This is a genomic window from Bacillus sp. FJAT-47783, assembly GCF_022808615.1.
In the GTDB taxonomy this organism is placed as follows: domain Bacteria; phylum Bacillota; class Bacilli; order Bacillales; family Aeribacillaceae; genus Bacillus_BZ.
The window spans coordinates 37775-49034 of the sequence record NZ_JAKZKS010000026.1; the positions used below are offsets into that span (position 1 = coordinate 37775).

At 36.5% G+C, this 11260-nt stretch carries 8 protein-coding genes; all 8 read left to right on the plus strand.

Going from position 1 to position 11260, the window contains the following annotated elements; genetic code table 11:
• The first annotated feature begins 326 nt into the window (after positions 1–326).
• The 8 genes from dnaA to MLD65_RS15435 all read left to right on the plus strand — a co-directional run bounded on the left by dnaA (position 327) and on the right by MLD65_RS15435 (position 10864).
• Entirely contained in the window at positions 327–1676 is a 1350-nt protein-coding gene (gene dnaA, locus MLD65_RS15400; protein WP_243292743.1) for a chromosomal replication initiator protein DnaA, read from the plus strand.
• A 198-nt stretch (positions 1677–1874) separates the two neighbouring features.
• On the plus strand, positions 1875–3011 hold the full coding sequence (gene dnaN / locus MLD65_RS15405; RefSeq protein ID WP_243292744.1) for a DNA polymerase III subunit beta: 1137 nt from the start codon (positions 1875–1877) through the stop codon (positions 3009–3011).
• A 112-nt stretch (positions 3012–3123) separates the two neighbouring features.
• Positions 3124–3339: a S4 domain-containing protein YaaA gene (yaaA, locus tag MLD65_RS15410; RefSeq protein WP_243292751.1), complete on the plus strand. Its 216-nt coding sequence runs from the start codon at positions 3124–3126 to the stop codon at positions 3337–3339.
• A gap of 14 nt (positions 3340–3353) precedes the next feature.
• A complete protein-coding gene (gene recF, locus MLD65_RS15415; RefSeq protein WP_243292745.1) occupies positions 3354–4463 on the plus strand; it encodes a DNA replication/repair protein RecF in 1110 nt (369 codons plus the stop codon).
• A 15-nt stretch (positions 4464–4478) separates the two neighbouring features.
• Positions 4479–4715: an extracellular matrix regulator RemB gene (gene remB / locus MLD65_RS15420; protein WP_243292746.1), complete on the plus strand. Its 237-nt coding sequence runs from the start codon at positions 4479–4481 to the stop codon at positions 4713–4715.
• A 74-nt stretch (positions 4716–4789) separates the two neighbouring features.
• Positions 4790–6712, plus strand: a complete 1923-nt coding sequence (gyrB, locus tag MLD65_RS15425) for a DNA topoisomerase (ATP-hydrolyzing) subunit B (RefSeq protein ID WP_243292747.1) — start codon at positions 4790–4792, stop codon at positions 6710–6712.
• A 109-nt stretch (positions 6713–6821) separates the two neighbouring features.
• A complete protein-coding gene (gene gyrA / locus MLD65_RS15430; protein ID WP_243292748.1) occupies positions 6822–9290 on the plus strand; it encodes a DNA gyrase subunit A in 2469 nt (822 codons plus the stop codon).
• A gap of 506 nt (positions 9291–9796) precedes the next feature.
• Positions 9797–10864, plus strand: coding sequence for an HD-GYP domain-containing protein (locus MLD65_RS15435; protein ID WP_243292749.1), 1068 nt, complete (start codon positions 9797–9799; stop codon positions 10862–10864).
• Positions 10865–11260 lie beyond the last annotated feature (396 nt).

Consider the following 11260-nt stretch of genomic DNA (forward strand, 5'->3'; position numbering starts at 1 on the left):
TAACACTTTTCGTGTAATGTGGATAACCTCGGATTTACCATTGCAACATTAAGGTTATTCTGATATGATATTTGTGTTTTAACTCTGCATATCTAGTTCGTAAGTTATCTGTTATCCACAATTTGTGGATAATGTGTGGAAAGATTATAAACATGCCGTGAATGAAGTTGTCCACAATACGTGGACTCTGTCGAAAAGTCATTTTTCTACTATATTATATATTTTTTCACATTTGTCGTGGATTGTATAATTATTCAATTGGTTGAAAAGGTTCATTTTGCCCATTTTTAGAGATTCATGCGGTAAAGGAGGGGCAACAAAGTAAAATGGAAAACATCGCAGATTTATGGAATCGAGCGCTTGGGGAAATTGAGAAAAAATTAAGCAAGCCGAGTTTTGAAACTTGGCTAAAATCTACTAAAGCACACACACTACAAGGTGATATATTAACAATTATCGCTCCCAATGAGTTTGCACGAGACTGGCTAGAATCACGCTATCTCCATCTTATTGCAGACACACTGTACGAATTAACTGGAGAAGCAATCGGTGTAAAATTCATCATTCCACAAAATCAAAATGATGAAGATTTGGTACCAAAACCCCCGATTAAGGCTACTCCTAATAAAGGTGAAGATTCTGTAGAACTTCCACAAAACATGCTCAACCCTAAATACACGTTCGACACATTTGTTATCGGTTCTGGAAATCGCTTTGCTCATGCAGCATCTTTAGCTGTTGCAGAAGCACCAGCTAAAGCATATAACCCATTGTTTATTTATGGAGGGGTTGGACTTGGAAAAACCCATTTAATGCATGCAATTGGTCATTATGTTATCGATCATAACCCTTCTGCCAAAGTTGTTTATTTATCATCAGAAAAATTTACTAATGAATTTATTAATTCGATTCGTGACAATAAAGCCGTTGATTTTCGAAATAAGTATCGAAATGTCGACGTTTTACTGATAGATGATATTCAATTTTTAGCTGGAAAAGAACAAACACAAGAAGAATTTTTCCATACATTTAATACGTTGCATGAAGAAAGTAAACAAATTGTGATTTCAAGTGATAGACCGCCAAAAGAAATCCCTACATTGGAAGATCGGCTCCGCTCACGTTTTGAATGGGGATTAATTACAGATATTACCCCTCCAGATTTAGAAACGCGAATTGCGATTTTAAGAAAAAAAGCAAAAGCTGACGGATTAGATATTCCAAATGAGGTTATGCTTTATATTGCCAATCAAATTGATTCGAACATTCGAGAACTAGAGGGGGCACTTATTCGTGTTGTTGCCTATTCTTCTTTAATCAATAAAGATATAAATGCAGATTTAGCTGCAGAAGCACTAAAGGATATCATTCCGAGCTCGAAGCCAAAAGTGATAACAATTCAAGATATACAGCGTATGGTCGGGCAACATTTTAATGTGAAGTTAGAGGATTTTAAAGCGAAAAAGAGAACGAAATCAGTCGCTTTTCCGCGACAAATTGCCATGTACTTGTCACGGGAACTAACGGATTCGTCTTTACCGAAGATAGGTGAAGAATTTGGTGGCCGTGACCACACGACTGTCATTCATGCACATGAAAAGATTTCAAAAATGTTACAAAAGGACGATGTATTGCAGCGTCAAATTAAAGAAATTGAAGAATTACTAAAGGGGTAACTGTTGAAAACTGTGAATAACTTAGAATACCATTTACACAGTCTGTCCACATGTGGATAGACTGTGTTTCCTTTCATTCACACAGTTATCCACATATTCACAACCCCTACTATTACTATTACTATTTTTTTATAAATAATAAATATATTTCATTACGACCGGAATTATGCCTGTAAAATAAAAAAAAGGAGGATCATTATGAAATTTGTCATTCAAAAAGATAAACTTGTCCAAGCAGTCCAAGATGTCATGAAGGCAGTTTCCTCTCGAACAACGATACCAATTCTTACAGGTATCAAAATTGTAGCGACAGAAGAAGGCATTACTTTAACAGGAAGTGACTCTGATATATCAATCGAATCATTTATTCCCGTTGAGGAAGATGACAAACAATATGCTGAAATCATTCAACCAGGTAGTATTGTTTTACAAGCTCGATTTTTTAGTGAGATTGTAAAAAAGCTACCAAAAGATCAAGTTGAGATGGAAGTAAATCATCATTATTTAACAATTATTCGTTCAGGAAATGCGGAATTTAATTTAAACGGAATCGATGCAGAAGAGTATCCTCGCTTACCTGAAATCAAGCAGCAAAATGTTTTTAAGATCCCGACAGATTTATTAAAGGCAATGATTCGACAAACAGTTTTCGCTGTGTCAACTTCTGAAACGAGACCGATTTTAACAGGTGTGAATTGGCGCTTGGAAAACTCCCAGCTCACTTGTATTGCAACAGATAGTCACCGTCTTGCTCTTCGAAAGGCAAACGTAGAAACAGATACAAGCGATTCGTACAATGTTGTCATTCCAGGGAAAAGCTTAAATGAGCTTAGTAAGATTCTTGATGATCATGATGAGCTCGTTGAAATCGTCATTATGGAAAACCAAATTTTATTTAAAACAAAAAACTTGCTGTTTTTCTCACGTTTACTAGAAGGAAATTACCCAGACACAAGTCGTCTTATTCCATCAGAAAGTATGACGAACCTTACTGTTAATACAAAAGAATTATTACAAGCAATTGATCGTGCTTCACTACTAGCTCGTGAGGGGCGAAACAATGTCGTGAAATTTGCTACATTGGGTGAAAATACCGTTGAAATTTCCTCCAACTCACCGGAAATCGGAAAAGTAATCGAAGAAATTCGAACAGGAGGAATCGAGGGAGAGGACTTGAAAATTTCCTTTAGTGCTAAATACATGATGGATGCATTAAAAGCGCTTGAAGGGTCCGAGATTGACATAAGTTTTACGGGGGCAATGAGACCATTTTTGATTCGCATACCAGAAGATGATACAATTTTACAATTAATTTTACCGGTTCGAACATACTAATAACCAGTGTTTAAAGCTACTAGTACAAAATATTACTAGTAGCTTTCTTTTCTATTCGGATATTTTCTAGTAAAATTAAAAGTTAGAGACAAAAAAGAAGGCGGGCTTGATGATGGAAAAAGTGATTAAAATTGAAACGGAACATATTACATTAGGTCAATTTTTAAAATTAGCGGACGTGATTCAAACGGGCGGAATGGCAAAGTGGTTTCTACAAGAGTATGAAGTCTATGTAAACGATGAAATAGAAAGCCGTCGTGGTCGAAAGCTAAGAGACGGAGATGTTGTTTATATTCCGGATGTAGCTAAATTAATTGTGAAACAATAAAGTTGGTGAACGACTTGTTTATCAAAGAGTTAAATATTAAACATTATCGAAATTACGAAAATTTAGAAGCGTCTTTTGAGAATAAAGTAAATGTCATTATTGGTGAAAATGCTCAAGGGAAAACAAATGTGATGGAAGCCATTTATGTGTTAGCCATGGCAAAATCTCATCGCACATCAAATGATAAAGAGCTCATCCAGTGGGATGAGGATTATGCTAAAATAGAAGGTATAATCGAAAAACATAATCGCGCTACTCATTTGCAATTAGTTCTGTCAAAAAAAGGAAAAAAGGCGAAGTTAAATTATTTGGAGCAACAAAAATTGAGTCAATATGTAGGAAATATGAATGTGATTATGTTTGCTCCTGAGGATTTGAACTTAGTAAAAGGGAGTCCTCAAATACGCAGACGATTTATTGATATGGAAATTGGCCAAGTGTCTCCAGTTTATTTGCACGAATTAAGTAAATATCAAAAAATTATGCAGCAGCGAAACCATTTATTAAAGCAACTACAAAGCCGAAAGCAAAAAGATACAGGGATGCTTGAAGTGTTAAGTATGCAATTAAGTGAGGCTGCTGCCAATATTGTTTTAAAACGGCAATTGTTTATTAAGCAGCTTGAAAAATGGGCCCAACCGATTCATTCTGGGATTAGTAGAGGACTAGAACAGTTAAATATTACGTATAAACCGTCTGTTGATGTATCAGATGGAGCGGAATTGTCGAAAATAATAGAAGTATTCAATGAAAAGTTTGCTAAAATAAAAGAGAAAGAAATTGAACGTGGTACGACATTAGCAGGTCCCCATCGTGATGATTTACTTTTTTATGTGAATGACCGGGATGTTCAAACATATGGATCACAAGGACAACAACGAACAACGGCATTATCTATAAAATTAGCTGAAATTGAACTGATTCACGAGGAAATTGGAGAATATCCCATTTTACTTTTAGATGATGTTTTATCTGAGTTAGATGATTACCGACAGTCGCATTTGCTAAACACGATACAAGGAAAAGTCCAAACGTTTGTTACGACAACAAGTGTTGATGGAATCGACCATCATACATTAAAAGAAGCTACGCTTTTTCAAGTAAAGGCTGGACAATTTATATAACGATGAGGTGGTTCGTTGTATATTCATATTGGGGATAATCCAGTTGTTCCTTCACATCAAATCGTAATGATCTTTGACTATAAAGGAGCAGCTTCTACAATAATGGAGGAATTTTTGGGGAAACAAAAAGAAAAAATTGTTCAGTTAGCTAACGGTGAAGTGAAGTCAGTCATTATTACCGATCATGATATTTTTTTCTCACCGTTAGCTACTAGTACGTTAAAGAAAAGAGCGGAGTCTTTTTATATATAAATTGAGAGAAGCAACGATTACAACAAGATAGTAGAAATCTGATGGAAAGAAAAGTGTAGGTGATCATTGTGACGATGGAGCAAAATCAAGGACAAACAACGTATGATGAAAATCAAATACAAGTGTTAGAAGGACTTGAAGCTGTTCGAAAAAGACCTGGTATGTATATCGGTTCAACGGCTGCGAAAGGACTTCATCATCTTGTATGGGAAATTGTTGATAATAGTATCGATGAAGCGTTAGCGGGCTACTGTACAGATATTGACGTGATAATTGAGAAAGACAATAGTATTACGGTTAGAGATAATGGCCGCGGAATACCGGTAGGAACTCATGAGAAAATGGGGCGCCCTGCCGTTGAAGTCATTATGACTGTTCTTCATGCAGGTGGAAAATTTGGAGGAGGCGGTTATAAAGTATCTGGTGGATTGCATGGTGTTGGCGCATCTGTTGTAAATGCGTTATCGACAGAGCTTGAGGTTACGGTCCACCGAGAAGGGAAAATTCATTATCAAAAGTTTAACCGAGGCGTACCATACGAAGATTTAAAAGTGATTGGTGAGTCGGATAAAACCGGAACAATCGTACACTTCAAGCCGGATCCTGACATTTTCCAAGAAACGACTGAGTACGATTATGATACGTTAGCAAACCGTTTGCGGGAATTGGCCTTTTTAAATCGTGGAATTAAAATTACGGTTGAAGATAAACGCGAAGGAAATGAACGTAGAAATGAATATTACTATGAAGGTGGAATTAAATCATACGTTGAGCATTTGAATCGAACGAAGGAAGTACTTCACGATGAGCCCATTTATATTGAGGGAGAAAAGGACGGAATCACAGTAGAAGTCTCTCTCCAATATAACGATGGATATACTAGTAATATTTACTCTTTTGCTAATAATATTCACACGTATGAGGGTGGAACGCATGAGTCTGGTTTTAAGACGGGCCTCACACGTGTCATTAATGATTATGCAAGAAAGAACGGGATTTTCAAGGAAAGTGATCAAAACTTAACGGGGGAAGATGTTCGCGAGGGATTAACGGCGATCATCTCTATTAAGCATCCAGATCCACAGTTTGAAGGGCAAACAAAAACGAAACTAGGTAATTCGGAAGCTCGTCAAATTACAGATTCGCTATTTTCTGAGGCATTTGAAACATTCTTGCTGGAGAATCCTCAAGAAGCAAAGAAAATTGTCGAGAAAGGATTAATGGCTGCACGTGCACGCCTTGCTGCGAAAAAAGCGCGTGAATTAACGCGAAGAAAAAGCGCATTAGAAGTCTCGAATTTACCAGGAAAATTAGCTGATTGTTCTTCTAAAGACCCTTCCATTTCTGAACTGTATGTCGTTGAGGGGGATTCAGCAGGTGGTTCTGCAAAGCAAGGACGTGACCGGCATTTCCAAGCGATATTACCGTTAAGAGGTAAAATTATAAACGTTGAAAAAGCTCGCCTTGATAAAATTTTATCAAATAATGAAGTGCGTACAATTATTACGGCGCTTGGGACTGGTATTGGTGAGGATTTTGATATTTCAAAAGCTAGATACCATAAAATCGTCATTATGACAGATGCTGATGTTGACGGTGCACATATTCGTACATTACTGTTAACGTTCTTCTATCGTTATATGCGTGAGATTATTGAAAAAGGATATGTTTACATTGCTCAACCACCTTTATATAAAATTCAACAAGGTAAACGAATTGAGTATGCTTATAACGATCGTCAATTAGATGAAGTTTTAGCGGAGCTCCCTCAACAGCCTAAGCCAGGCATCCAGCGTTACAAAGGTCTAGGAGAGATGAATCCAGAACAACTGTGGGAGACGACAATGGATCCTGAGACACGTACACTTCTTCAAGTAACGTTAGAAGATGCCATTGAGGCAGATGAGACGTTTGAAATCTTAATGGGGGATAAAGTTGAACCGCGCCGTCACTTTATCGAAGAAAATGCCCGTTATGTTAAAAACTTAGATATATAATTTAGAAAAGTGAAAGTTTAGGGGCAGAGTCTTCTGCCTCTATATAAATTTAAACGATGCCCTCCCTATGGAGAGAGATCGAATGAAATGTTTTGGGAGGTTTTACGACATGTCTGAAAATAAGAAGCCTCAAATTCGTGAAGTAAATATTAGCCAGGAGATGCGCTCATCTTTCTTAGATTATGCGATGAGTGTCATCGTGTCTCGTGCCTTACCAGATGTTCGAGATGGCTTAAAACCAGTTCATAGAAGAATTTTATATGCCATGCATGATTTAGGGATGACAAGTGATAAACCGTATAAAAAATCTGCTCGTATTGTCGGCGATGTAATTGGTAAATATCATCCACACGGTGATTCGGCTGTTTATGACTCAATGGTTCGTATGGCTCAAGATTTTAACTATCGTTACATGCTTGTTGATGGACACGGAAACTTCGGTTCTGTTGATGGAGATGCAGCGGCAGCTATGCGTTATACAGAAGCGCGTATGTCCAAAATTTCGATGGAACTTTTACGTGATATTAATAAAGACACAATTGACTACCAAGATAATTACGATGGTTCTGAAAAAGAACCTGTTGTACTTCCGTCGCGTTTCCCAAACCTTCTCGTTAATGGTGCGGCCGGTATCGCAGTTGGAATGGCCACGAATATACCTCCTCATCAATTAGGGGAAGTGATTGATGGAGTATTAGCTGTAAGTAAAGATCCTGACATAACGATCCCTGAGCTGATGGAAATTATCCCAGGCCCCGATTTCCCAACAGCTGGCCAAATTATAGGCAGAAGTGGTATTCGGAAAGCTTATGAGACTGGGCGCGGGAGTATTACCGTTCGTGCAAAGGTTGAAATTGAAGAAAGACAAAGCGGTAAACAGGCCTTAATCGTTACGGAACTCCCATTCCAAGTTAACAAAGCGAAACTAATCGAAAAAATTGCTGAGCTCGTTCGTGATAAAAAAATTGAAGGTATTACCGATTTACGTGACGAATCGGATCGCAATGGAATGCGTATTGTGATTGAAGTGAGAAAAGATGCTAATGCGAACGTATTACTCAATAATTTATACAAACAAACAGCTTTACAAACATCTTTCGGTATTAATATGCTTGCGCTTGTCAATGGAGAGCCGAAAGTTTTAAATTTAAAACAAACGTTAGTCCATTACTTAGATCACCAAAAAGTAGTTATTCGTCGCCGGACAGAATACGAACTTAAAAAAGCGGAAGCGCGTGCACACATTTTAGAAGGATTACGGATCGCTTTAGATCATTTGGATGAAGTCATTAATTTAATTCGAAGCTCACAAACGACAGATATTGCTCGACAAGGTTTGATGGAAAAATTTTCGTTAACGGAAAAACAAGCACAAGCCATCTTAGATATGCGTCTCCAACGTCTAACAGGGTTAGAACGCGAAAAAATTGAAGGAGAATATCAAGATTTAGTTAAATTAATTCGCGAGTTAAAAGAGATTTTAGCAAGTGAAGAAAAAGTGTTAAATATTATTCGTGAAGAGCTCATTGATATAAAAGAACGATTTAACGATGAGAGGCGTACTGAAATCATCGTGACAGGTGTGGAGTCAATTGAGGATGAAGACTTAATTCCACAAGAAAATATCGTCATTACATTAACGCATAATGGTTATATTAAACGATTACCTGTTTCTACGTATAGAAGTCAAAAGCGTGGAGGCAGAGGTATTCAAGGAATGGGAACAAATGAAGATGATTTTGTCGAGCATTTATTAACGACGAGTACACATGATACTATTTTATTCTTTACGAATAAAGGAAAAGTTTATCGTGCAAAAGGGTATGAGATTCCTGAATACGGCCGTACCGCAAAAGGGATTCCAATTGTCAATTTACTTGAAATCGATCGAGGCGAGTGGGTGAATGCGATTATTCCGGTATCCGAATTTGCCGATGATTGGTTCTTATTCTTTGCAACAAAAGATGGAATTTGTAAAAGATCACCATTATCCCAATTTGTCAACATTCGTACGAGTGGCTTAATCGCCCTTACGTTACGCGATGAAGATGAACTTATTTCTGTTCGATTAACGGACGGTCAAAAAGATATCATTATTGGAACGAAGAAAGGGATGCTGATCCGTTTTCCAGAAACTGATGTTCGGACAATGGGGCGTACGGCAACTGGTGTGAAGGGAATAAACCTCGATAGTGAAGACAAAGTTGTCGGAATGGAAGTTATAGAAGAGAATGTCGATATCCTTATCGTAACAGAAAAGGGATATGGTAAACGAACAAACGAAAAAGAGTATCGAATTCAAAGTCGTGGCGGTAAAGGACTAAAAACGTGTAATGTAACTGACAAAAACGGTGGACTTGTGGCTGTGAAAGCAGTAACAGGTGAAGAAGATTTAATGCTTGTGACAGCATCAGGTGTAATTATTCGAATGGATGTTAACGATATATCGACAATGGGCCGTAACACTGTAGGTGTTAAATTAATTAAGCTTGGTGAAGAAGAATTTGTATCAACTGTAGCTCTCGTAGATAAAGAAGAAGATTCCGAAGAAATTGAAGAGGTAGAACAAGATGACTAATTAAGGAGGGGCTGTCCGAAAAGTAGTATTTACGCCCCGAAATCTAAAAATATAGACCCAAAGAATGTTGATTTTACAGCATTCTTTGGGTCTTAATTTTGCAGTATTTTATCCTATTATAGACTTTTTAGACTGCTCCCTATCTCTTGTTTGATAAAGTTTTCAAGGTTTAAAGGAGTCTTCGATCTCCAGTTCTAGGTGCAATCGAATTAAACGTAAAGGGGATTCTCAGAAAGGAAAGCACAACCTTTTATTCGACTTGTCATAATGAATGGGAGCCTTGGACATTTCTTGAAGGGCAGCATCATGCACTCGGTGTCTATTGGATTAGATTCGGAAAATTAGAAGCTAACCTTACGTATTTAATAAAATTTGAGTTCTAATACAAAAGGGTATTTTGTCACAAAAAAGGTTCATGAACTTTTTTATTTATGTAGAAAAATGCCATTTATCATTCTTTTTTCCTAGATGATCTTTTATACTATTTGTATTAGGGAGGGAGACATTTGAAAATTAAAGTCAGTTTACTTCGTCAAGGTTATGTCCTATCAGAAGATATATATGCGGTTTCGAATAAGCCAATCTTACGGAAAAACACGATTTTGGAAGAAAGACATATAGAAGTGATCAAAGCTTTTTTTATAAAAGAAGTAGACATTAAGAAAGGCGCTAGTTCTGTAGAAGAGTTAATTTGTAATAACATTTTGGAAGAAACCATTCATGAGGAGTCTTCCTCTTTTCTTGACCATTATTACCAATCGGTACAAAACTATAAAAAAATGTTTACATCATGGCAAGCAGGTGCGGCAGTAAATATTTCTCATGTTCGGGAATTAATTCTCCCATTAGTAGATAAAGCAATGGAAAACTGGAACGAAGTGATGGATTTATATAAAAAGTGCCAAAGCACAGAATATATTTTTCATCATTCAATTGGTGTAGCCCTTTTAAGTGCGTTAATAGCAAAACAACTAAATTATTTACAAGGTGAAATGAATCAAATTGCTTTAGCTGGACTATTATGTGATTGTGGAATGTCAAAAATAAATAACTCGATCCTTTTTAAAAACAGTGTTTTAACTAAAGAAGAATATTTAGAAATAAAACAACATCCTATTTACAGCTATAAGATGCTAAAAGACCTTCACTCATTAAAAGAAGGTGTCAAGGTTAGTGTTCTTCAACATCATGAAAGATTAGAAGGAAGTGGTTATCCACTTGGAATTAAAGGAGATCAGCTTCATTCAATAGGGAAGATCCTTTCAGTCGCTGATACATACTATGCAATGGTGTCAGCAAGACCCTATCGTCCTAGCTTATCCCCTTTCTATACTTTAGAGAATATCGAAAAAGATCAGTTTGGAAAATTTGATTTAACAGTATTAAAAGCTTTAAAACGGTTATTCATTAGCTATGTCAAAGGTCGAAAAGTTGGGTTATCAGATGGACGAGTAGGGGAAATCGTTTTTATCGATGAACATAACCCTACTAAACCATTAATTAAACTATTAAACTCAAATGAAGTCATCTTTTTGTTAAAAGATGAAAAAGTAAAAGTTAGTGAAGTATTTTAGCTTCCTGACATAACTGAAAAGGGTGAATTATTATATGCATTTGTCTATAAAAAAAGTTCTTGCACGAAAAGATGAACGATGCTATACTTTTAAAAGTCAACGACAAAAAGTAGTTTTATTTTAATATATGTTGACATTTAAAAGTAGTTTTGTTAGAATGTAAAAGTCGCTGTTAAATAGCGATAAAAAAGTACTGGCAAAAAACATTTTAAAAAAGTGTTGACGTGATATTGTTAGTAAGATATAATATGTACTTGTCGGTAACGATGAATGATCTTTGAAAACTAAACAAAACCAAGCGTTTCTGTTAATTCTATTTATTTTATGAGCAAGTCAAACTTTTATTGGAGAGTTTGATCCTGGCTCAGGACGAACGCTGGCGGCGTGCCTAATACA

Coding starts and splice junctions, on each gene's coding strand:
- yaaA (WP_243292751.1), top strand. CDS start 3,124: ATGGAAAAAGTGATTAAAATTGAAACGGAACATATTACATTAGGTCAA.
- dnaN (WP_243292744.1), top strand. CDS start 1,875: ATGAAATTTGTCATTCAAAAAGATAAACTTGTCCAAGCAGTCCAAGAT.
- gyrB (WP_243292747.1), top strand. CDS start 4,790: ATGGAGCAAAATCAAGGACAAACAACGTATGATGAAAATCAAATACAA.
- gyrA (WP_243292748.1), top strand. CDS start 6,822: ATGTCTGAAAATAAGAAGCCTCAAATTCGTGAAGTAAATATTAGCCAG.
- dnaA (WP_243292743.1), top strand. CDS start 327: ATGGAAAACATCGCAGATTTATGGAATCGAGCGCTTGGGGAAATTGAG.